The sequence below is a fragment of the Mesorhizobium sp. P160927 genome, assembly GCF_057766385.1.
Window position 1 is genome coordinate 930,065 of sequence record NZ_JBYMDW010000001.1, and the last position, 22,268, is coordinate 952,332.

Below are 22,268 nucleotides of genomic sequence, written 5' to 3' on the forward strand. Positions count from 1 at the left end.
CACCGCGCCGTGATCGCCGCGGCACATGTCGTTTTCGTCTCCGCCGGGAGCATGAAAGCCCGTAGATTTACCCGGTCAACGGAGATCTGGACCATGCGTCTTTTCGGTCGTTTCGTGCTTGCCGCTTCCGTGGCTTTTGCGCTTGCCACCGGTGCTGCTTCCGCCCAGGAGAAAAAACTGAGGCTCGGTACCGAGGGTGCCTATCCGCCCTTCAACCATGCCAATGCCGATGGCACGCTCGGCGGTTTCGACATCGATCTCGGCAACGCGCTGTGCGCGCAGATGAAGGTCGAATGCGAGTTCACCGTGCAGGATTTCGACGGCTCTATTCCCGCGCTCCAGGCCGGCAAGTTCGACGCCATCATCAACATCACCATCACGCCCGAGCGGGCCGAAAAGGTGGAGTTCACCCACAAATACTACCAGACGCCGCCGGCCATCGCGGTGCCGAAGGACTCAACCATCGCGGGCACCTCGCCGGACGATCTGAAGGGCAAGGTGCTGGGTGTGCAGAGCGCCACCATCCACCAGAATTTCGCCGAGCAGAAATATTCGGGCTCGACCGTCAAGGCCTACCCGACCGGCGACGACGCCCGCGCCGACATGGCTAATGGCCGCCTCGATGCGATTATGGATGGCTCGATCATCCTGACCGAATGGCTGAAGAAGCCCGACGGCGCCTGCTGCAAGCTGCTCGGCACGCTGACGGCAGATCCCGCCATTCACGGCCCGGGGGTCGGCATTGCGCTGCAGAAGGGCAACAGGGAACTGGCCGACAAGTTCAACGCGGCAATCGACGCGCTGCGCGCCAACGGAAAGTACAAGGAAATCAACGACAAGTATTTTTCATTCGACGTCTATGGGAGTTGATCCCGGTACCAATCGAGCTCGGCGGCGCAACCCGGCGCTGCCGATTTGAATGATGGAGATTTTATTGGCTGAGCGTCGCTCCCCCTTCTACAGCAGCATCGTTGGGCTGGGCGCGACCATGGGTCGGGTCGGCGGCGATTTCATCTCGGCCAAACATTATTCCGGCATCGCCGACGAACATTTGAATACGCGTAAAAATGTTGGCGTGCAGGACCTCAGCACCATGGGCAAGATGGACATTAAGGGTGCCGACGCCGAGGCGCTGGTCAACCATGTCATTGTCAATGACGCCGCGGCGATGGGGCCGGGCCAAGTACGCTATTCCACCGTCTGTCGTGAGGACGGCGGCATCATGGACGACCTCACCGTGTTCCGGCTGGGCGCGGAGCATTTCATGCTGGTGACCGGTTCGGTGAACCGCCTCAAGATGCTGCCCTGGCTCCAGCATCATGCGCAAGGGCGCAGGGCCTATGTCACCGACATCACTGCCGCCGTCGCCTTCCCGACCATCCAGGGCCCGCGCTCACGCGATCTCCTGAAGGCGATGATCTCGGACGCCGATCTCGACGAATTGAAGCGCTGGGCGTTTACGTCAGGCCATATCAACGGAACGCGGGTCTTGATCTCACGTACAGGCGTGACCGGCGAACTCGGCTTCGAACTGTTCGTGCCGGCCGACGAGGCGACCTCGGTTTGGGACGCGCTGATGCGCACTGGCCAAGCTTTCGGCTTGAAACCCTATGGCGTGCTGGCCATGTTCACGCTCGGCCTGGAAAAGGCCTATCCGGCGCACGGGCTCGACATGGACGAGACGCGCACGCCGTTCCATGTCGGCCTCGACCGCTGCTCAAGTTCGATAAAGGCGATTTCATCGGCCGGGACGCGCTGCTCAAGGTGCGCGACAAGGGCCTCGACGAGCGCTGGACCGGGCTTTTCCTCGACGGCGACAAGCCGGCGGCGACGGATGCACGGGTGATGGCCGATGGTGAGAACGCCGGTGTGGTCACCTACAGCGACCACGGCTATTCCCTGGGCAAGGTGCTGGCGACAGCGCATTTGCGATTGCCGTTCACGGCTGTTGGAACAGAGCTCAGCATCGCCATCGATGGCAAGCCAGTACGCGCGGTGGTGGCGCCGATGCCGTTCTTTGACCCGGAAGGGGCGAGGCTGAGGGGCTAGCGCGGAATGATTTTGGTTTCCGCTTGGCGTCCATGATATGGTTCGCGGATGAAGTCTCCTAGTTCAAGAATCGGCCGTTCAGTAAGGCAGGTCATTTCGAGCTGACGAGCGCGCGTGGCGAGAAAATCAGCGCTGTCGAAGGCATGAAGCTGTCGCCCCCCATGGCCAAGGTACTCAACCATGGTGCGCGGCAGGGATTGTCGGGTGATGAGCGGCGCTCACTCGTCAAGGAAGAAGTCCGTAGGAACAGCCCTACAGTGTCACGGCAATTACTGATAATGGCGAGCGATCGGCGCTGCCCCTCACCTGCCTGCCGGCATCCTCTCCCCGTATATAGTGACGGGGAGGGGGTCGCTCACATCGACGATTTCGCCAATCATCGGCGTTGCTTGCAGAATGCCGGCGTCCAGGGCTAGCCCCTGTCTCCCCGTTCCACGGGGAGAGATGTCCGGCAGGACAGTGAGGGGCAGCGCTGACGTTGATGAGAAGGTCACGGCCACCCGGATGTTCAGCCGGCTCATCACCCCCGCCGATCCAGCCTCGCCACCAGCCGGTCACCCACCCACTGGATGCCGCAGACCAGGATGATCAGCACGATCACCACGGCGATCATCACCGATGTCTCGAAGCGCTGGTAGCCGTAGCGGATGGCAAGGTCGCCGAGGCCACCGGCACCGATGGCGCCTGCCATCGCCGAGGCGCCGACCAGCGTCACCAGCGTCACGGTGAAGCCGGCCACGATGCCGGGTAGCGCCTCCGGCACCAGCACCTCGCGGATGATCGTCCAGCGGTTGCCGCCCATGGCGCGCGCCGCCTCGATCAGTCCGTGGTCGACCTCGCGCAATGACACTTCGGCGATTCGCGCATAGTAGGGTGTGGCGGCGATCGACAGCGGCACGATGGCCGCCCATGTGCCGATCGAGGTGCCGACGATCAGCCGCGTCACCGGGATCAGCGCCACCAGAAGGATGATGAACGGGACCGAGCGGAAGCCGTTGATGACGGCGCCGAGCACGCGGTTCACCCATGGGCTTTCGGCGATGCCGCCGCGTTCGGTGGCAATCAGGGCCAGCCCGAGTGGCAGGCCGAACACCAGCGAGATCAGGCCGGAGGCGGCCGTCATCAGCACCGTCTCCCAGATCGATCGCAACAGAAGCTCAAACAGGATCGGTGACATGGCCAAGCACCTCCACCCGCGCCTGGCGGGATTTCAGGAATGTGACGATTTCCGCGAGGTGGCTCGCATCGCTGCCGGCGACGGAAAGGAACAGCGTTCCGACCGGCTGCCGCTGGATGTGGTCGATGCCGCCATGGACGAGGCGGAAGGGACCGGGCACCGCGGCCGCAAGGTCGAACAGCAGCGGCTCGCGCGCCGCCTCGCCCGCCACGTCGACGCGCAGAACCGTTTCGGTGCCGGCCCCCGGCACCAGCCGCGCCGCCAGTTCGGCCGGAAGTTGCGGCCGGATGGTCCCGAGCAGGCGTCTTGTGACGTCCGATTGCGGATCGGCGAACACCGACCAGACCGGCCCTTCCTCGACGATGCGCCCGGCGTCGATCACCGCCACGCGGTCAGCGATCGAGCGGATCACTTCCATTTCATGGGTGATCAAAAGGATGGTCAGGCCAAGCTGGCGGTTGATGTCCTTCAGCAGGGCGAGAATGGAGCGCGTCGTCTCCGGGTCGAGCGCCGATGTCGCTTCGTCCGACAGAAGCAGCGCCGGCCGCGCGGCAAGCGCTCGGGCAATGCCGACGCGCTGTTTCTGGCCGCCGGACAGCGACGCCGGATATGTCTTTGCCTTCTCCGACAGGCCCACGAGACCGAGCAGTTCCGCGGCCCGCTTCAGGCGCTCCGCCTTCGGCCGGCCCTCGATCTTGAGCGGCAGCGCCACATTGTCCTCGACTGTCTTGGCCGACAGCAGGTTGAAATGCTGGAATATCATGCCGATGCGCCGCCGCAACGGCTGCAACTCGCGCTCGCCAAGTCGGCTGATCTCGCGGCCTTCGATGAACACCTCGCCGGTGTCAGGGCGCTCCAGTCCGTTCAGGCAGCGGATCAGGGTGGATTTACCGGCGCCGCTGCGGCCGATGATGCCGAGAACCTCGCCCTTGCGCACCGTCAAGGAAATGCCGTCGAGCGCCGCCGTCTGGCCGAAGCGGCGCTTCAGGTCGACAAGGCGCACCACGTCCTGCGTGGCGGCCTGATCAGCGGCTTCGGTGGTTGCGATAAAATGCTGGTTCATAGGCAGGTCCCGAAATGCGATCGCGGCCCGCGCATCGCGCGGACCGTGTAAGCTGTCAACGGCATATCGGTGCCCGCATAACTCAATAGGCGCTGAGACCGGTGCCCTTATAGACCTTGTCGAACTCGGCCTTTACAGCCTCGTTCTGATAGGACGCGACCAGCGTCCTTACCCAGGCCTCGTTCTCATGGCCGACCTTGACCGCGATGAAGTTGCGATACGGATTGTCTGCGATCGGCTCCTGAGCGATGCGGTTCTCCGGTGTGAGGCCGCTTTTCAGTGCCCAGTCGGTATTGACCACGGCGGCGTCGAGATCCTCGACCGAGCGGCCGACGATGCCGGCATCCAACTCCTTGATCTCGACCTTTTTCGCATTCTCGGCGATGTCGGCGGTGGTGGCGAGAATGCCGGTGCCATCCCTGAGCTTGATCACGCCCTCATTCTGCAGCACGCGCAACGCCCGGCCTTCGTTGGACGGGTCGTTCGGCACGCCGATCACCGCGCCCTCCGGCAGATCGGCAACCTTGGTGTACTTCTTGGAGTAGAGGCCGATCGGCCACACGCCGGTATAGCCGACACGCACGATGTGGTAGCCCTGCGTCTTGATCTGGTTGTCGAGATAGGGCTGGTGCTGGAAGGCGTTGGCGTCGATCTCGCCGCGCTCCAGCGCCTCGTTGGGCTGGGTGTAGTCGTTGAACACCACCGTCTCGATGCTGAGGCCCTTTTCGGCTGCTTGCGCGACGACGACACGCCAGACATCCTCGTCCTCGCCGCTGATGATGCCAACCTTGATCGCCTTCTTGTCCTCGGCCAAGGACGCATGCGGCGCCATCAGGCCGCCGATCGCGACAGCCGACGCGAACAGCAGAGCCAGGCCGCTGCGGCGGTTCAGGGGTGCCCATGGGGAAGATGGCAAAGTGTTGTTGGGATCGGACATGATTGATCTCTGCGGTTGTGAAGTCATGGCAGCAAGGCGGATTGCCCAAGCTTGTTCACATCGTCAGAAATTCTACTGATTTTATCAAAGAACGTGTTTCGCCGTTCTCGGCAAAGCCGGGAATATTCTCTCAAAAAATTCAGGCATGTGAGCACAGGACGCCGCCGGATCGACCATGGCGGCGCCGCGCTGCCATCCGGGATGTCGGGGAAGGCAGTCAAGTTTTCAACGAGCCCGCCTCGACCGACCGGCTGCGCAGATATTTCATCCGGTTCGACGCGAGCTTCGAGACATCGCCCGGAAACGATGGACGGCCTTCATTGGCTGCCGGCGGGTCCATTTATGGCGAAGTCAAAAGCTCTTCGGCTTGCTCAGCCACTTTTTCGTGAAGCTGTGCGGGTTGATCCGACCGTCGGCCTGCCTAGGTAGAGAGGGCGGCCGGGCGCCACGCGATCTCAATAATCGGTATGACATTTTCCTGCATTCGAAAGCTTGCCCTTTTAGCCCTCCTCGTCGTCATCCAGTCTTCCTGCGTCGTTCCCGACGACACGTCGCGCATCGCCAAGGTCGATCCCACGGCGGCTGCGGCACGCAAGGAGATGGTCGGCCTCAGCGAAGCCGACGTTCGAATGTGCGCGGGATTTCCGACCGCCACCGCCGATGTCGGCCAGTCCGGGCAGATCTGGACCTATAAGCGCATCGTCCAGCGCGGCAATCTCAGCGTCGTCGTTCCCGCCTTGGCCGTGGGGGCGATCCCGACGGTCGGCGGTTCCGTCAATGTCGCTCCCGGCGGTTACTGCGACACGCAGGTTCGCATGGTCGGCGGCCGTGTCGCCGAAGTTGCCTACGCCGGCGACAACAACCTGCCGAACAAGCGCGACGCGCTTTGTGTCAGCACCGTGGATGCCTGCGTGGCCTATGCCCGCCAACACAGGCCGGCGGCCAAATAGCGGCAGCGGATTTCGCGGGAACCAGCGGTGGCCGGACACTCGGTGTTTGACGCGGATGGCGTTGAGGGCTTGACTGACCCGCCGGACCGAATACGCTAGGGCAAAATACCGGCTCTGATCGCCGGGCGGCAAACATGCCTCGTATGCCTCGCCTTTCCGGCGCTGGCTGCGGGGCATTGTCATTTTGGGGATCGGTTTGAAACGGCGCATCGAGATCGGCATCCTTTATTCCCGCTCGGGAAGCTATCAGCTCGTCTCCGACGCGTGCCGGATGGGTGCTATGCGCGCCATCGCCGACATCAACGCCGACAGGAGCTCAGGCATCGAACTGGCGCCGGTAGAGCGCGACCCGCAAAGCAATGCCGACCGTTACGCGACGCTGTGCGAAGACATCTTCAGGACCAGCAGTGCACGCCATGTCGTCGGCTGCGTCACTTCCTGGAGCCGCAAGGAGACAATCCCTGTGCTGGAGAAGGCGGGCGGCATGCTCTGGTATGCCTGCCCCTATGAGGGCTTCGAGGCCAACGAGCATGTCGTCTACATGCATGCTTGTCCCAACCAGCATCTGGTGCCGCTGCTGGCCCATGTCGTGCCGCGCTTCGGCGCCAACGGTTTCCTGCTCGGGTCGAACTACATCTGGGGCTGGGAGATGAACCGTGTTGCGCGCGACCTCATCGCCGATGCCGGCGGCAAGGTGCTGGGCGAGCGCTATCTGCGCATCGGCGAGACCGACGTGTCGCGGCTGATCGCCGAGATCCGGGCGACGCGGCCAAGCTTCATCCTCAACAACCTGATCGGCACCTCGTCCTATGCCTTCCTTGCGGCCTATCGCGATCTGGCGGGCGAGGATGCGGCTTTCAGTCCTGAATCTTGCCCAGTGATCTCGTGCAACCTGACCGAAGGCGAACTGCCGGCGATCGGCGAAACGGGCAAGGGTCACCTGTCGGTCGGACCGTATTTCGCGCCACGGCCGGCCGCGTTCGCGTCGTCCTTCGAAGCCTCCGCCTATGCCTCGGTGCAGGTACTGGCCGACGTGCTGTCGCGCGATCCCGACGCCGGCCCGGCGGAATTTTCCAAGGCCTTCGCCGAGCGGCGCTTCTCCACCCGGCTCGGCCCGATCGCCATCGACGCCCATTCCCAGCACGCCACGCTGCCTGTCATCATCGGCCGGATCGCGGACGGCTACTTCGAAGTCGTCAGCCGGCAGCACGAGGTCGCGCCGGACCCGTATCTGTCGCGCTACGACCCCGCAAAGACATTCGGCCGGCCACGCTTGCGGGTGGTGTCGTGACCAGAACCCCGCGCATCCCCAACCTCGGCGGCGCCAGGGCCTTTGTCCTGCATCGCCCGCACCCGACGGTGCAGGCGATCACCAGGCAATTGTCGGCCATCGGCCTTGTCACCGTGGATTGCTGGCCGGAACTGGCGCCGGAGGCGCTGGCCGCCGACTTCGTCTTCTTCGACGCCGATCTCGGCTTCGACGAGCAATTCCCCTGGAAGCCGGGCGAGGCGCCGATGCCGCTGGTGGCGCTGATCGGTTCCGAGGCGCCGGGCCGCATTGAGTGGGCGCTGTCGCACAAGGCCGACGCCCAGCTCCTGAAGCCGGTCGGCAATGCAGGGGTCTACAGCGCGCTGCTGATCGCAAGGCAGAGCTTCGAGGCGCGAAAACATTTAGCCGGCGAAATTGCCGCGCTGCGCCAGCGGGTCGCCGAACGCCAGACCATCGTGCGGGCTGTCTCGGCTTTGTCGAAGGGCGGCGACGACGACCGCGCCTATGCGCGGCTGCGCTCGCTGGCGATGAGTTGGCAGGTCAGCGTCGAGGACGCCGCGCGGCGTATCGTGGCGATGACGGAGGAAGCCAAGATCGGGGAAAACAGGACCGGGGAAACCAGGACCGGGGAAACCAAGACCGGGGAAGCCCCGATCGAAGATGAGAGCGGCGATGACCAGCCCTATCGCGCCTGATCTCACGGCAGGGCGCATGCCGGCCAAGGCGCGCGCCGGTGTCTGGCGCCGGCTGGTCAAGCGCCGCCTTGCGCTGCTCGGCCTGGTCATCGTCGCCATTGTCGTCGCCGGCGCAATCCTGGCGCCATGGCTGACCGGCTATGACCCCAACGACCAGATGTTCGATGGTCTGACCATCGAGGGCTCGCCTCTGCCGCCAAGCGCGAAATTCTGGCTTGGCACCGACCTGCTCGGACGTGACCTGTTGACCCGCATCCTCCATGGCGCGCGCACCTCGCTGATCATCGGCATTGTCGCCAACGGCGTGGCGCTCTTCATCGGCACGCTGGTCGGCGTCACCGCCGGCTATTTCCGCGGGTGGATCGGCGGCGCACTGATGCGCTTCACTGATTTGATGATGGCGTTCCCGGCCCTGCTGCTCGCCATCTGCCTGGCGGCGGTGTTCCAGCCGAGCCTGTGGATCGTCGCCATGGTCATCGCGCTGGTCAACTGGGTGCAGACCGCTCGCGTCATCTACACCGAGACGTCATCGCTCGCCGAGCGCGAGTTCATCGACGCCGAACGCACCATAGGGGCGAGCGCGCCGCGCATCCTGTTTCGCCACATCCTGCCGCATCTCCTGCCGACCATCATCGTCTGGGGCACGCTCGGCATCTCGACCACGGTGCTGCTGGAAGCGACGCTCTCCTTCCTCGGCATCGGCGTGCAGCCGCCGACGGCATCCTGGGGCAATATCATCTTCGAGAACCAGACCTATTTCCAGGCAGCACCCTGGCTGGTGTTCTTTCCCGGCGCCGCGATCCTGGCGCTGGCGCTGGCCTTCAACCTGATCGGCGACGCGCTGCGCGACATTCTCGATCCGACGCAGCGAGGGCGGGAATAATGGGTGGCCGGACATGATCGCCTACCTCGGCCGCCGGCTGATCCAGTCGCTGCTCATCCTGCTCGGCGTCTCGCTGATCACCTTCGCGCTGCTCTATCTCCTCCCGGCCGACCCGGTGCGCCAGATCGCCGGCCGCAGCGCCACGCCGCAGACGGTCGAGAACATCCGCCAGCAGCTCGGCCTCGACCAGCCCTTTACCGTCCAGTACTGGCACTACCTGACCAGGCTCGTCAGCGGCAATCTCGGCCGCTCTTACATCCAGCGCTCGGAGGTGACCGAACTCATCGTCTCGCGGCTGCCGGCGAGCCTGCTTCTGATGGTCGGCGCCATACTGTGCGAGCTGCTGATCGGCCTCTCGATGGGCCTGATCGCCGCCGTCAAGCGCGGCACCGCGACCGACCAGGCCCTGATGGTCGCCTCCTTCATCGGCGTCTCGGCGCCGCAATTCGTCGTCGGCCTGCTGCTGCTCTATGTCTTCGCCGTCAGACTGAGCTGGTTCCCGATCGGCGGCTATGGCACATGGCGCCATCTCGTGCTGCCGTCGCTCACCATGGGCATCCTCGGCGCCGGCTGGTACGCGCGCATGATGCGCTCGTCGATGATCGACGTGCTGCGCCAGGATTATGTCCGCACCGCGCGCGCCAAGGGCCTGGCTCGCGGCGCCATCATTTTCCGCCATGCGCTGCCCAACGCCATCCTGCCGGTCGTCGCCATGATCGGCATCGACATCGGCATCTTCATGGGCGGCATCGTCGTGGTCGAAAGCGTGTTCGGCTGGCCCGGCATCGGCCAGCTCGCCTGGCAAGCCATCCAGCGTGTCGACATCCCGATCATCATGGGCGTCACGCTGGTCTCGGCCTTCGCCATCGTGCTCGGCAATCTCTTGGCCGACATCATCGCGCCCTTCATCGACCCCCGTATCAAACTGAGATGAGTATCAAACCGAGATGAGCATCAACTCAGATGAAACCAGAAAACAAACAGAGAAAGGGAACATGACAATGAAGAAGTTTCTCGCATCGACCGTCGCGGCATCGGCGCTGGCGCTGATGCTCGGCATGACAAGCGCCCGCGCCGAGGACGCCGTCGACCCGAACGCCAAGCAGGGCGGCGCCATCACCATAACCTACAAGGATGACGTCGCGACTCTGGACCCGGCGATCGGCTATGACTGGCAGAACTGGTCGATGATCAAGAGCCTGTTCGACGGCTTGATGGACTATGAGCCGGGCACCACCAACCTCAAGCCCGACCTCGCCGAAAGCTATGAGATTTCGCCCGACGGCAAGACCTTCACCTTCAAGCTGCGCCATGGCGTGAAGTTCCACAATGGCCGCGAGATGACCGCCGACGACGTGAAATATTCGCTCGACCGCGTCACCAATCCGAAGACGCAGAGCCCCGGCGCCGGCTTCTTCGGCTCGATCAAGGGCTATGACGATGTCGCTGGCGGCAAGGCCGAGACGCTGTCCGGCGTCACCGTCGTCGATCCCTACACGGTCAAGTTCGAGCTGACCCGCCCGGACGCCACCTTCCTGCATGTCATGGCCATCAACTTCTCGCATGTCGTGCCGAAGGAAGAGGTCGAGAAATACGGCGCCGATTTCGGCAAACATCCGGTCGGCACCGGCGCCTTCAAACTGGCGGAATGGACACTTGGCCAGCGCATCGTCTTCGAGCGCAACGCGGACTATTGGCACAAGGGCCTGCCGCACCTCGACAAGATCACCTTCGAGATCGGCCAGGAGCCGATCGTGGCGCTGCTGCGCCTGCAGAAGGGCGAGATCGACGTGCCCGGCGACGGCATTCCGCCGGCCAAATTCCAGGAAGTGATGGCCGATCCCGAGCAGAAGGCGCGTGTCGTCGAAGGTGGCCAGCTGCACACCGGCTATGTCACCATGAACACAACCATGGCGCCGTTCGACAATGTGAAGGTGCGCCAGGCCGTCAACATGGCGCTCAACAAAGCGCGCATCATCCAGATCATCAACGGCCGCGCCGTGCCGGCCAACCAGCCGCTGCCGCCGTCGATGCCCGGCTACGACAAGGCGTATGAGGGCTATCCCTATGACGTTGCCAAGGCCAAGGCGCTGCTTGCCGAGGCCGGCCATCCCGATGGGTTCGAGACGCAGCTGTTCGCCATGAACACCGACCCCAACCCGCGCATCGCCCAGGCGATCCAGCAGGATCTGGCGGCGATCGGTATCAAGGCCAGCATCCAGTCGCTTGCCCAGGCCAATGTCATTGCCGCCGGCGGCGACAAGGCCGGCGCGCCGATGATCTGGTCGGGCGGCATGGCCTGGATCGCGGACTTCCCCGATCCGTCCAACTTCTACGGCCCGATTCTCGGCTGCGCCGGTGCGGTACCAGGCGGCTGGAACTGGTCGTGGTATTGCAACAAGGATCTCGATGCCAAGGCGGCCGAGGCCGATTCGGTGGTCGACCCGGCCAAGGCCGCCGAGCGCGACAAGATGTGGAGCGCCATCTACGACAAGGTGATGGAGGACGCCCCTTGGGCGCCGGTCTTCAACGAACAGCGCTTCACCATGAAGTCCGCCCGCATGGGCGGCGCCGACAATCTCTATGTCGACCCGGTCCATATCCCGATCAACTATGACAATGTGTACGTAAAAGATGTGCAATAACTGCGATTACACCATCCACGGGCGCCATCACCATTTCGGCTGGGACAATTCGTTTGTCCCGGCTGAGCGGGTGGCGCCTGGCTCCACCATCGAGTTCCAGTGCCTGGATTCCTCGGGCGGCCAATTGCAGCCCGACAGCACCGTGGCCGACATCGCCAAGCTCGATTTCGACCGGATCAATCCTGTGACCGGGCCGATCTTCGTCGAAGGCGCCGAGCCGGGTGACGCGCTGAAGGTGACGATCGAGATGTTCAAACCGTCCGGCTTCGGCTGGACGGCGAACATTCCCGGTTTCGGCCTGCTCGCCGACGATTTCCAGGAGCCGGCGCTCAACATCTGGAAATACGATGCCACCTCGCTGGAGCCGGCATTGTTTGGCAAAAACGCCCGCGTGCCGCTAAAGCCATTCGCCGGCACCATCGGCAATGCGCCGGCCGAAATGGGTCACCACTCGGTGGTGCCGCCGCGCCGCGTCGGCGGCAATCTCGACATCCGCGACCTTGCCGCCGGCACCACGCTCTACCTGCCGGTGGAGGTGGCGGGCGCGCTGTTCTCGGTCGGCGACACGCACGCCGCGCAAGGCGACGGCGAGGTCTGCGGCACGGCGATCGAAAGCCCGATGAACGTCGTGCTGAAGCTCGACCTGGTGAAAGATGCTCGGCTGAAAACGCCGCGCTTCACCACGCCGGGTCCGGTGACACGGCATCTCGACGCCAAGGGCTATGAGGTGACGACGGGGATCGGGCCGGATTTGATGAGTGGCGCAAAAGAGGCCGTGGCGCAGATGGTCGACCTGCTCGCCGGCCGCTACCAGGTCGACCCGGTCGAAGCCTACATGCTGGCCTCGGTCTGCGGCGACCTGCGCATCAGCGAGATCGTCGACATGCCCAACTGGGTGGTGTCGTTCTACTTCCCGCGGTGCGTGTTTGAATGAGGCTGGGTTTGCGTCAAGACACGCCCGTTGTCCTGCCGGACCCGGCAGGACAGAGGGGTGCGTGCCGGAAAAGACCTCTCGGAACTCTCCATCTGCAATGACCTCAACTCCCGAACCAATCCTCACCATCGCCAACCTCCGCGTCTCGGTACGCGGCGAAGAGGGCGCCCGCGAGGTTGTCTCCGACCTGTCGCTGACGCTCAAGCGTGGCGAGACGCTCTGCATCGCGGGCGAATCCGGCTCCGGCAAATCCATGACCGCGCTGGCCATTATGCAGCTCCTGCCGCAGCCCGCCGCGCGTATCTCCGCCGGCAAAATCCACCTTGGCGCCACCGAGCTGACCGCCCTCGACGATCGCCGGATGCGGCGGATTCGCGGCGACCGCATCGCCATGATCTTCCAGGAACCGATGACCTCGCTCAACCCGGTGCTGTCGATCGGTCGCCAGCTCACGGAAGCCATCGAGGCGCATACCAGCCTGTCGCGCGACGAAGCCCGCCAGCGTGCCATCGAGGCGTTGAAGGCGGTGCGCATTTCGGAGGCCGAAAGCCGGCTAAGGCAATTTCCCCACGAGCTCTCCGGCGGCATGCGCCAGCGGGTGATGATCGCCATGGCTCTGGCGCTCGAACCCGACGTGCTGATCGCCGACGAGCCGACGACGGCGCTCGACGTCACCGTGCAGGGCGAGGTGCTGGAGCTGCTGCGCGACTTGCAGCAGAAGCACGGCACCAGCGTCATCCTGATTACCCACGACATGGGCGTTGTCGCCGAAATGGCCGATCGCGTCATCATCATGCGGCATGGACGCATGGTCGAGGAAGGCAAGACGTCGGACATTTTCGCCCGCCCGCAAGCCCATTACACGCGCGAGCTGCTCGCCGCCGTGCCGCGCATAGGCAGCGGCGCCGGCCGCCAGGAATCCAGGGATGCTGAGCCGCCGAGGCCGGCCAAGGTCGCCGAGGTCACCGATCTGCACGTCCGCTTCGACCTGCGCGGCGGCGTCTTCGGCCGGGTCACCCGCCGCGTTCATGCCGTCGAGGGCGTCAGCTTTTCGATCGCGCCCAACGAAACGCTGGCGCTGGTCGGTGAATCCGGCTGCGGCAAGTCGATCACCGCCAAGGCGCTGGCGGGGCTGGTGCCGTATAGCGGCGACATCGTCGTTGGCGGCCGCAATTTGTCCGGCCTCGGCCGCGACGAGCGCAAGGCGGTGCGCCGCGACGTGCAGATGATCTTCCAGGACCCCTACGCCTCGCTCGACCCGCGCATGCGCGTCGGCGACCTCGTCGCCGAGCCGCTGCTCATCCACGGCATCTCCTCGAAGGTAGAGCGCCGCGAGCGCGTCGCCGCGCTGTTCGACCGCGTCGGCCTGTCATCGGACCAGATGGAGCTCTATCCGCACGAATTCTCCGGCGGCCAGCGCCAGCGGGTCTGCATCGCGCGTGCGCTGGCGCTCAGGCCAAAACTGATCATCGCCGACGAAAGCGTCTCCGCGCTGGACGTCTCGGTGCAGGCGCGCGTGCTCGACCTCCTCAAGGAATTGCAGCGCGAATTCGGCGTCGCCTATCTCTTCATCTCGCACGACATGGCCGTGGTCGAGAATATCTCCGACCGTGTCGCCGTCATGTATCTCGGTCAGATCGTCGAGATGGGCACACGCGACCAGGTTTTTTCCAACCCCCGCCATCCCTACACCAGGCGCCTGATCGAAGCCGTGCCGGTGCCGGATCCGGCGCGGCGCCGAAGCCGTTTCGCCCGCCTCGACCAGGAAATCCCCAGCGCCACGCGCCGGCTCGGCGAGGCGCCGCTGAAACTGGCACTCAGCGATGTCGGCAACGGCCATCTCGTCGCCGCCGAGGTCTGAAGCCGTCCGGGCTCAAACAAACCCGGCGTGCGGCAGGTCGAGCTTCACATAGTCGTGTCGCACGCCATGGGTCGGTCTCGGCGTCATGAAATCCGTGGCCGCCCCTTGCCGTTCCACGTCATTTTCCTAATCTTCCATAGTGCTTGCGGATGACGATCGTAGGGGGCGGGCGGATTCATCCACATTGGGAGGAAGTAAACTCATGAAGCTTCGCCATGTCGTTTCCGCCGCGCTTCTCGCGGCCACCACTATCCCGGCCTCGGCCGCCGAGATTTCCGACGGCAAGGTCAAGATCGGGATCCTCAACGACCAATCCGGCGTCTATGCTGATTTCGGCGGCAAGTGGTCGGTCGAGGCGGCCAAGATGGCGGTCGAGGATTTCGGCGGCAAGGTTCAGGGAGCGCCGGTCGAGATCATCAGCGCCGACCATCAGAACAAGCCCGATATTGCCTCCAACATCGCACGCCAGTGGTATGACACCGAACAGGTCGATGCCATCATGGAGCTGACGACCTCTTCTGTCGCGCTCGCCGTGCAGGGGATCTCCAAGGAAAAGAAGAAGATCGACATCGTCACCGGTGCGGCGACCACCGACCTCACCGGCAAGCAATGCTCGCCCTACGGCTTCCACTGGGCCTACGACACCCATTCGCAGGCGGTGGGAACCGGCGGCTCGCTGGTGCAGCAGGGCGGCGACAGCTGGTTCTTCGTGACCGTCGACTATGCGTTCGGCTATTCGCTGAAGGAGCAGACCGCCAAGTTCGTCGAGAGCCATGGCGGCAAGGTGTTGGGCGAAGTGCGTTATCCCCTCGGCGCAACCGACTATTCGTCCTTCCTGCTGCAGGCGCAATCGTCGGGCGCCAAGGTCATCGGCTTGGCCAATGCCGGCCTCGATACCTCCAATTCCATCAAGCAGGCAGCCGAATTCGGCATCGTGCAAGGCGGCCAGCGCCTGGCCGCGCTCCTGTTCACGCTGGCCGAGGTGCATGGGCTCGGCCTGCAGGCGGCGCAGGGCGTCGTGCTGACCGAGGGCTATTACTGGGACCGCGACGACAAGAGCCGCGAATTCGGGCAGCGCTTTTTCAAGCGCACCAACCGCATGCCGAACATGATCCAGGCCGCGACCTATTCGGCGGTGACGCAGTATTTGAAGGCGATCGACAAGGCCGGCACCGACGAGACCGAAGCCGTCGCCAAGCAACTCCATTCGCTGCCGGTGGACGACGCCGTCATCACCGGCGGCAAGGTCCAGGCCGACGGCAACATGGTCCACGACATGTATCTCTACCAGGTCAAGACGCCCAGCGAGAGCAGCAAGGATTGGGACTATTACAAATACCTCGCCACTATTCCCGGCAAGGAGGCGTTCCTGAGCGAGAAGGACAGCGGCTGCGCGACGGCCGCCCAGTGACGGGCGCGGCCACGGTGCCGCCCGACCTGACCGACCAGGAGCCGCGGGTGGTGCTTTCCGCCCGCGGCCTGCGGCGTGACTTTGCCGGCTTCGTCGCCGTCAAGAATGTCGACCTCGATGTCCGCCACGGCAACATCCATGCGCTGATCGGACCCAACGGCGCCGGCAAGACGACCGTTTTCAACCTGCTGACAAAATTCCTGGCGCCGACCAGCGGCAGGATCGAGCTGCTCGGCCACGACATCACCCGCGCCTCGCCGGCCAAAGTGGCGCGGATGGGGCTGGTGCGCTCGTTCCAGATATCGGCGATCTTTCCGCATCTCAGCGTGCTCGACAATGTGCGGGTCGCGCTGCAGCGGCCGGCCGGGCTCGGCATCCAGTTCTGGCGCTCGCTGGCGGCCCTCGACCGGTTGACGCCGCGTGCCATGGAACTGCTGCGGTCCGTCGGCCTCGACGATGCGACGAACAGGCTGGCCGGCGATCTTTCCTATGGCAGGAAACGCGTGCTCGAGATCGCCACGACGCTGGCGCTGGGTCCCAAGGTGCTGCTGCTCGACGAGCCGATGGCGGGCATGGGCCATGAGGACGTGGCCACGGTTTCCGCCCTCATCCGCTCGGTGGCGAGTGACCGCGCGGTTCTGATGGTCGAGCACAATCTGACCGTGGTCGCCGATCTCTGCGACTGGATAACGGTGATGCAGCGTGGCGAGGTGCTCGCGGCCGGCGACTACGCCACCGTCAGCCGCGACGAGCGCGTCAAGGTGGCCTATATGGGTACCGCCGATGACTAGGGCTTCCCCCCTGCTCGCGGTCCGCGGCCTCAATGCCTGGTACGGCGAGGGCCATGCGCTGCACGGCGTCGATCTCGAAGTGTTTGCCGGCGAGACGGTCACATTGCTCGGCCGCAACGGCGTCGGCAAGACGACGACGCTGCGCGCCATCATGGGCCTGATCCGCCGGCGCACCGGCAAGATCGTTTTCGACGGCGCCGACCTGATGCGGCTGCCGCTGCACCGCACCGCGCACCAGGGCATCGGCTTCGTACCGGAAGAACGCGGCATCTTCTCGACGCTGACCGTCGACGAGAACTTGGTGCTGCCGCCGGTCGTCGCCTCGGGCGGCATGAGCGTCGAGGAAATCTTCGATCTGTTCCCCAATCTGAAGGAGCGGCGCAACAGCCCCGGCACAAGGCTGTCGGGTGGCGAACAGCAGATGCTGGCGATCGCGCGCATGCTGCGGACCGGGGTCAAGATGCTGCTCTTGGACGAACCGACCGAGGGCCTCGCTCCCGTCATCGTCCAGCGCATCGGCGAGCTGCTGGCGACGCTGAAGCAGCGCGGCATGACCATCCTGCTGGTCGAACAGAATTTCCGCTTCGCCAGCCGTGTCGCCGACCGCTTCTACCTAATGGAGCACGGCAAGGTCGTGGCCGGGTTTCCCACCGGCGAACTGGCGGACCGCATGACGCTGCTCCACGAAATTCTGGGTGTATGATGGCGCCATGACGATGATCTTCGGCATCCCCGTCCAGGCATTGCTCGGCCAATTGCTGGTCGGGCTGATCAACGGCTCCTTCTACGCCATGCTGAGCCTTGGCCTGGCCGTGATTTTCGGCCTGCTGCGCGTCATCAATTTCGCCCATGGGGCCCAATATATGCTGGGCGCCTTCATTGGCTATCTCCTGCTCACCCATCTCGGCATCGGCTATTGGCCGGCGCTGGTCTTGGCGCCGCTGATCGTCGGCATCTTCGGCGTCGTGGTCGAGCGCCTGGCGTTGTCGCGGCTCTACGACACCGATCCGCTCTACGGCTTGCTCTTCACTTTCGGCCTCGCGCTCGTGCTCGAGGGCATCTTCCGCTACTATTACGGCGTGTCGGGAAACCCCTACGCCGTGCCGCCGCTGCTGGCCGGCGGCACCAATCTCGGCTTCATGTTCCTGCCCATTTATCGCGGCTGGGTCGTGGTCGCCTCGCTCATCGTCTGCTTTGGCACCTGGGCGTTGATCGAGAAGACCAGGCTCGGTTCCTATCTGCGCGCGGCAACCGAAAATCCTCGCCTCGTCCAGGCCTTCGGCGTCAACGTGCCGTTGCTCTTGACCCTCACCTACGGGCTCGGCTCGGCCCTTGCCGGGCTCGCCGGGATAATGGCCGCACCGATCTACCAGGTCAGCCCGCTGATGGGATCGGATCTCATCATCGTCGTCTTCGCCGTCGTGGTGGTCGGCGGCATGGGCTCGATCCTCGGCGCCATCGTCACAGGCTACATGCTTGGCCTCGCAGAAGGCCTGACCAAGGTTTTTTACCCGGAGGCCTCCAACCTGGTGGTCTTCGTCATCATGGCGATCGTGCTTTTGGTCCGGCCGGCCGGCCTGTTCGGAAAGGACGCCTGAGATGACGGAAGAGACATCCGACATGGCCGGGCTTTCGCTGCGCGAGGCATCGGCCAACCCCTCGCCAAGGCTCGAATGGGTGCTGGTCGGGCTCGGCATGGCGGCACTGCTGGCGGCGCCGTTCTTCGTCTATCCGATCTTCCTGATGAAGATGCTGTGCTTCGCGCTGTTTGCCTGCGCCTTCAATCTCCTGCTCGGCTATACCGGGCTCTTGTCCTTCGGCCACGCCACCTTCTTCGGCGGAGCCGCCTATTTCACCGCGCACGCCGTCAAGGTCTGGGGCTGGCCGCCGGAAGCCGGCATCCTGCTCGGCATGGGGGGCGCCGCACTGCTCGGCCTCGTCATGGGCTTCTTCGCCATTCGCCGGCAAGGCATCTATTTCGCCATGATCACGCTGGCGCTGTCGCAGATGTTCTTCTTCTTTTGCGTGCAGGCGCCGTTCACGCAAGGCGAGGACGGCATCCAGGGCGTGCCGCGCGGCGTCCTGTTCGGTGTCCTCGATCTCAACGCCCCGATGAACATCTATTATGTCGTGCTCGTCGTGGTCCTGCTCGGCATCTTCGCCATCTGGCGCATCGTCAACTCGCCCTTCGGCATGATCCTGCGCACGATCCGCGAAAACGAGAACCGCGCCATTTCGCTCGGCTATTCCGTAGCCGGCTACAAGCTCGCCGCCTTCGTCATGTCGGCGGCGCTGGCCGGGCTCGCCGGCTCGCTGAAGGCGATCGTCTTCCAGTTCGCCACGCTCACCGACGTCACCTGGCAGATGTCGGGCGAGGTCATCCTGATGACGCTGCTCGGCGGCATCGGCACCATGGTCGGCCCCATCATCGGCGCCAGCCTCGTCGTCGGCCTGGAAAACATGCTGGCTACATCAGGTTTCCCCGTGACCATTGCCACCGGCCTGATATTCATGGTGTGCGTGCTGGTCTTCCGGCGTGGGATTGTCGGCGAGGTTTACGCGCGGGTGCTGGGGCGGGCGGGAAAGGGGTGAGGGGCGGCCGCCGCAGCGCGGAAACATGTCACTGCTTAAAGCAGTGCTCACGGTGCCATTGTAGGAAATGAGGATGAGGGCGCTCAAGCGGTCGACGGGGTGGAAGCGCACGGCCTGACTTGTTGACGAATGCCCTTACGCTCTCAGGATCATTGACCAGCCCCGAAATCAGGATTTCCAGACCATCGTTTAGGCCGATCAATCCGCGATTGAGCTTGGAATATCTTACTCCCGTGCTGCCGGCCCATAAGCACCAAAGCTCAGTCCACCTCACCCATAACACCCGCGCTCCACCGCCAGCCGCCGCACCAGCGCCAGCACCCCATCGATCGCCGGCGTCGGCTTGCCCACCAGTCGCCCAAGCTCCTGCACCGCGCCGACCAGCGCGTCGATTTCCATCGGGCGGCCGCGTTCCAGGTCCTGGAGCATCGAGGTCTTGTGGTCGCCGACGTCGCCGGCGCCCTTCATGCGGCGGTCGACGTCTATGGGGAAGCGCACGCCGAGGCTTTCGCCGATCGCTTGCGCTTCCAGCATCATGGCGCGGGCGAGCGTGCGGGTGCCTTCGTCGGCGACGATCGCGGCCAGCGTCGAGCCGGTCAGCGCAGAGATCGGGTTGAAGGAGAGATTGCCCCACAGTTTTATCCAGATTTCTGCGCGTATGTCGTCGCGCACCGGCGCCTGCAGGCCGGCCTTGACCATCTCCCCGGCCAGGAGCGTCGCCCTTTCGCTCTTTTCGCCCGAGGGTTCGCCGAGCGAGAAGCGCCGGCCCTCGACATGGCGGATCAAGCCGGGCGCATCGACCTCGACGGCGGGGTAAACCACCGAACCGATGACGCGCCGCGGGCCGAGCCGGTCCCAGATCGTGCCGCCGGGATCGACCTGATGTAGCCTCGTGCCTTCGAGCGCGCCGCTGGTTTTATAGAAATACCACCAGGGAACGCCGTTCTGCATGGTGACGACCGATGTGTGGTCCCCAAGCAGCGGGGCGATCTGGTCGAGCGCGGGCGCGACGGAATGCGCCTTCAGCGCCAATACGACATAGTCCTGTTCGCCAAGGTCTTCGGCCTTGGCGGCGGCCCTGACCGGGGCGGTCGTTTCCTGTCCGTCCTCGATCAGGCGCAGGCCAGTGGCCTTGATCGCTTCGAGATGCGCGCCGCGGGCCACGATCGACAGCTCGGTGCGGCCGGCGATGGCCAGCTTGGCCGCGAGATAGCCGCCGATGGCGCCCGCGCCGAAGATGGTGATCTTCATGATCGGAGCCCGAGCTTGGCGGCGAGCCCGATGCGCTGCAGCTTTCCGGTCGCCCCCTTGGGAATCTCCTCCAGGATCAGCACCTTGCGCGGCACCTTGAAGTCGGCGAGCCGCATCGCGGCGTGGGCGCGGATATCGCCCTCGCTGGCGCTCATGCCTTCGCGCAGCACGACCGCCGCCGCCACCTCCTCGCCGAGCTTGTCATGCGGCATCGCGAAGGTGACGACCTGCGCCACCGCCGGATGGTCCATCAGCACCTCGTCGACCTCGAGCGGCGAGATCTTCTCGCCGCCGCGATTGATGATCTCCTTCAGCCGGCCGGTGATCCTGAGATAGCCGTCATCGTCGAGCACGCCCTGGTCGCCGGTGTGGAACCAGCCATGCGCGAAGGCCGTGGCGTTGGCGTCCAAGTTCTTCTCGTAGCCTGAGGTGACGTTGGGGCCGCGAATGACGATCTCGCCCGTCTCGCCGGCCCGCATCAGCCGCCCGTCCGGCGCCATGACCGCAACCTCGGGTCCGCCGGCCGCACCCACGCTGCCCGGCTTGCGCAGGCCCGGCGGCAGCCGGTTCGACGCCATCTGGTGCGCGGCCTCGGTCATCCCATAGGATTCGATCACCGGGCAGCCGAAGGTCGCCTCGAGCTCGGCCATCACCTGCGTCGGCAGCGACGCCGAGGACGAGCGGATGAAGCGCAGGCGTGCCGCCGACAGCGCTTCGGCATTGCGCGCCGCGCGCGCCAGGATCGCCTGGTGCATGGTCGGCACCGCCGTGTACCAGCTCGGCCTGGCGTCACTCAGCCACAGGAAGAAGCGCAGCGCGTTGAAGCCTGGCGTGCAATAGATGCTGCCGCCGGATGCCAGTGACGACAGCACCGCCGCGATCAGCCCATGGATGTGGAACAGCGGCATGATGTTGAGGCAGCGGTCACCGGCCGTCAGGCCGAGCGTCGCGCCGATATGACGGGCGGAGGCCGCGACATTGGCATGGCTGAGTGGCACCAGCTTGGGCCGCGACGTGGTGCCGGAGGTGTGCAGCAGAAGCGCGATGTCATCGTCCCCGGCCATGGCGGGCGCCGCCTGCGGTCCGACCGCCGCGCCGTCGATGGTGAAGCCGCCGGCCGTCGCATCCGGCGGCACGATGAGCCGCAGCACGCCGATGCCGAGGCGCTCGGCCACAGTCACGGCAGGGCCGGTCTCGTTCTCGGCGACCAGGATCGCCTTCGGGCCGATGTCGGTGAGATAAAAGTCGAGCTCGTCCGCCCGGTAGGCGGGGTTGAGCGGCGCCGTCGGGGCTGTGGCGGCGACAGCGATGAAGGCCGTCGCCATCTCCGGCCCGTTTGGCAGCACGATCGCCACCCGGTCGCCTCGGCCGATGCCGAGAGTGTGGAGCTGTTTGGCCGTGGCGGCGATCAGCGCGCGCAGTCCGCCATGGGTCAGCATGGGCCTATCGGGCGCCAGGATCGCTGGCGCGTCGTCCACGCCGGCGACGAGGCGGCGGGAAAGGTCTGTGTGGGTTTGGATCATGGTCACCAGCTATGTTTCAAGACTATGGCTTGCGAAAGTCCATCGGACGTCCGCGCCGCCCCTCATTGCCCTGCCGGGCATTTCTCCCCGTATAGTGACGGGGAAAAAGTAGCAGTTTCGGCCTCGGTGCTTGTTCAGCGTAGGCGATTGGCGAAACCGTCGATGACATCACCTCTCTCCCCGTCATTATACGGGGAAAGGACGCCGGCAGGCGGGTGAGGGGCAGCGCCAACGCC

The 22,268-nt window shown here is 64.7% G+C and carries 23 protein-coding genes and 1 pseudogene; 17 read left to right on the forward strand and 7 right to left on the reverse strand.

What is annotated here, in order from left to right:
- The first annotated feature begins 93 nt into the window (after positions 1–93).
- From AC3CB8_RS04705 to AC3CB8_RS04715, 3 genes are all read left to right on the forward strand, one after another.
- Positions 94–870 carry an ABC transporter substrate-binding protein gene (locus AC3CB8_RS04705; protein ID WP_352563366.1) on the forward strand — a complete coding sequence of 259 codons (777 nt, stop codon included), beginning with the start codon at positions 94–96 and terminating at the stop codon, positions 868–870.
- A 64-nt stretch (positions 871–934) separates the two neighbouring features.
- Positions 935–1,846 (forward strand): aminomethyl transferase family protein, encoded by a 912-nt coding sequence (locus tag AC3CB8_RS04710; RefSeq protein WP_352563365.1) that lies wholly within the window; start codon positions 935–937, stop codon positions 1,844–1,846.
- Positions 1,846–2,049 (forward strand): glycine cleavage T C-terminal barrel domain-containing protein, encoded by a 204-nt coding sequence (locus tag AC3CB8_RS04715; RefSeq protein WP_245276053.1) that lies wholly within the window; start codon positions 1,846–1,848, stop codon positions 2,047–2,049. Before AC3CB8_RS04710 ends, AC3CB8_RS04715 begins: the two co-directional genes overlap by 1 nt.
- 302 nt (positions 2,050–2,351) lie before the next feature.
- On the opposite strand, the gene AC3CB8_RS04720 is transcribed toward AC3CB8_RS04715, so the two are convergent.
- The 4 genes from AC3CB8_RS04720 to AC3CB8_RS04735 form a co-directional block, all read right to left on the reverse strand.
- Positions 2,352–2,570: a hypothetical protein gene (locus tag AC3CB8_RS04720; protein WP_023781936.1), complete on the reverse strand. Its 219-nt coding sequence runs from the start codon at positions 2,568–2,570 to the stop codon at positions 2,352–2,354.
- Positions 2,570–3,226 (reverse strand): methionine ABC transporter permease, encoded by a 657-nt coding sequence (locus AC3CB8_RS04725; RefSeq protein WP_023772097.1) that lies wholly within the window; start codon positions 3,224–3,226, stop codon positions 2,570–2,572. Before AC3CB8_RS04725 ends, AC3CB8_RS04720 begins: the two co-directional genes overlap by 1 nt.
- Positions 3,207–4,289: a methionine ABC transporter ATP-binding protein gene (locus AC3CB8_RS04730; RefSeq protein WP_352563364.1), complete on the reverse strand. Its 1,083-nt coding sequence runs from the start codon at positions 4,287–4,289 to the stop codon at positions 3,207–3,209. The genes AC3CB8_RS04725 and AC3CB8_RS04730 overlap by 20 nt, the downstream gene beginning before the upstream one ends.
- An 82-nt stretch (positions 4,290–4,371) precedes the next feature.
- A complete protein-coding gene (locus tag AC3CB8_RS04735; RefSeq protein ID WP_352563363.1) occupies positions 4,372–5,226 on the reverse strand; it encodes a MetQ/NlpA family lipoprotein in 855 nt (284 codons plus the stop codon).
- 2 nt (positions 5,227–5,228) lie between these two features.
- Between AC3CB8_RS04735 and AC3CB8_RS04740 the strand changes: the two genes are divergently transcribed.
- The 14 genes from AC3CB8_RS04740 to AC3CB8_RS04805 all read left to right on the forward strand — a co-directional run bounded on the left by AC3CB8_RS04740 (position 5,229) and on the right by AC3CB8_RS04805 (position 19,258).
- On the forward strand, positions 5,229–5,615 hold the full coding sequence (locus AC3CB8_RS04740; RefSeq protein ID WP_352563362.1) for a hypothetical protein: 387 nt from the start codon (positions 5,229–5,231) through the stop codon (positions 5,613–5,615).
- 78 nt (positions 5,616–5,693) lie between these two features.
- Entirely contained in the window at positions 5,694–6,176 is a 483-nt protein-coding gene (locus tag AC3CB8_RS04745) for a hypothetical protein (RefSeq protein ID WP_023781931.1), read from the forward strand.
- Positions 6,177–6,372: 196 nt separating this feature from the next.
- Positions 6,373–7,467: a transporter substrate-binding protein gene (locus tag AC3CB8_RS04750; protein ID WP_023772100.1), complete on the forward strand. Its 1,095-nt coding sequence runs from the start codon at positions 6,373–6,375 to the stop codon at positions 7,465–7,467.
- Complete coding sequence (locus AC3CB8_RS04755; RefSeq protein ID WP_352563361.1) at positions 7,464–8,141, forward strand: ANTAR domain-containing response regulator; 678 nt, start codon at positions 7,464–7,466, stop codon at positions 8,139–8,141. Before AC3CB8_RS04750 ends, AC3CB8_RS04755 begins: the two co-directional genes overlap by 4 nt.
- The gene (locus AC3CB8_RS04760; RefSeq protein ID WP_023772102.1) at positions 8,119–9,024 is read left to right on the forward strand and encodes an ABC transporter permease; all 906 of its coding nucleotides are present in this window, start codon (positions 8,119–8,121) and stop codon (positions 9,022–9,024) included. Before AC3CB8_RS04755 ends, AC3CB8_RS04760 begins: the two co-directional genes overlap by 23 nt.
- A 13-nt stretch (positions 9,025–9,037) precedes the next feature.
- Positions 9,038–9,958, forward strand: a complete 921-nt coding sequence (locus AC3CB8_RS04765) for an ABC transporter permease (protein WP_352563360.1) — start codon at positions 9,038–9,040, stop codon at positions 9,956–9,958.
- Between the two features lie 67 nt (positions 9,959–10,025).
- Positions 10,026–11,669, forward strand: coding sequence for an ABC transporter substrate-binding protein (locus AC3CB8_RS04770; protein WP_023781929.1), 1,644 nt, complete (start codon positions 10,026–10,028; stop codon positions 11,667–11,669).
- Complete coding sequence (locus AC3CB8_RS04775; protein WP_352594866.1) at positions 11,659–12,603, forward strand: acetamidase/formamidase family protein; 945 nt, start codon at positions 11,659–11,661, stop codon at positions 12,601–12,603. The genes AC3CB8_RS04770 and AC3CB8_RS04775 overlap by 11 nt, the downstream gene beginning before the upstream one ends.
- Before the next feature lie 97 nt (positions 12,604–12,700).
- Entirely contained in the window at positions 12,701–14,464 is a 1,764-nt protein-coding gene (locus AC3CB8_RS04780; protein WP_352563357.1) for an ABC transporter ATP-binding protein, read from the forward strand.
- 202 nt (positions 14,465–14,666) lie between these two features.
- Positions 14,667–15,875 carry an ABC transporter substrate-binding protein gene (locus AC3CB8_RS04785; RefSeq protein ID WP_023772105.1) on the forward strand — a complete coding sequence of 403 codons (1,209 nt, stop codon included), beginning with the start codon at positions 14,667–14,669 and terminating at the stop codon, positions 15,873–15,875.
- Positions 15,872–16,666 (forward strand): ABC transporter ATP-binding protein, encoded by a 795-nt coding sequence (locus AC3CB8_RS04790; protein WP_023772106.1) that lies wholly within the window; start codon positions 15,872–15,874, stop codon positions 16,664–16,666. The genes AC3CB8_RS04785 and AC3CB8_RS04790 overlap by 4 nt, the downstream gene beginning before the upstream one ends.
- Positions 16,659–17,369, forward strand: coding sequence for an ABC transporter ATP-binding protein (locus AC3CB8_RS04795; RefSeq protein ID WP_352546368.1), 711 nt, complete (start codon positions 16,659–16,661; stop codon positions 17,367–17,369). The genes AC3CB8_RS04790 and AC3CB8_RS04795 overlap by 8 nt, the downstream gene beginning before the upstream one ends.
- 7 nt (positions 17,370–17,376) lie before the next feature.
- Positions 17,377–18,264 (forward strand): branched-chain amino acid ABC transporter permease, encoded by an 888-nt coding sequence (locus AC3CB8_RS04800; RefSeq protein ID WP_023772108.1) that lies wholly within the window; start codon positions 17,377–17,379, stop codon positions 18,262–18,264.
- A 22-nt stretch (positions 18,265–18,286) separates the two neighbouring features.
- On the forward strand, positions 18,287–19,258 hold the full coding sequence (locus tag AC3CB8_RS04805; RefSeq protein ID WP_435053098.1) for a branched-chain amino acid ABC transporter permease: 972 nt from the start codon (positions 18,287–18,289) through the stop codon (positions 19,256–19,258).
- A 28-nt stretch (positions 19,259–19,286) separates the two neighbouring features.
- On the opposite strand, the pseudogene AC3CB8_RS04810 reads toward AC3CB8_RS04805, so the two are convergent.
- The 3 genes and pseudogenes from AC3CB8_RS04810 to AC3CB8_RS04820 form a co-directional block, all read right to left on the reverse strand.
- Positions 19,287–19,469 (reverse strand): annotated as a pseudogene (locus AC3CB8_RS04810) (HNH endonuclease); the annotation flags it as partial.
- A gap of 59 nt (positions 19,470–19,528) precedes the next feature.
- Positions 19,529–20,509 (reverse strand): 2-dehydropantoate 2-reductase, encoded by a 981-nt coding sequence (locus AC3CB8_RS04815; RefSeq protein WP_352563355.1) that lies wholly within the window; start codon positions 20,507–20,509, stop codon positions 19,529–19,531.
- Positions 20,506–22,032 (reverse strand): acyl--CoA ligase, encoded by a 1,527-nt coding sequence (locus AC3CB8_RS04820; RefSeq protein ID WP_352563490.1) that lies wholly within the window; start codon positions 22,030–22,032, stop codon positions 20,506–20,508. The genes AC3CB8_RS04815 and AC3CB8_RS04820 overlap by 4 nt, the downstream gene beginning before the upstream one ends.
- Positions 22,033–22,268: the final 236 nt, after the last annotated feature.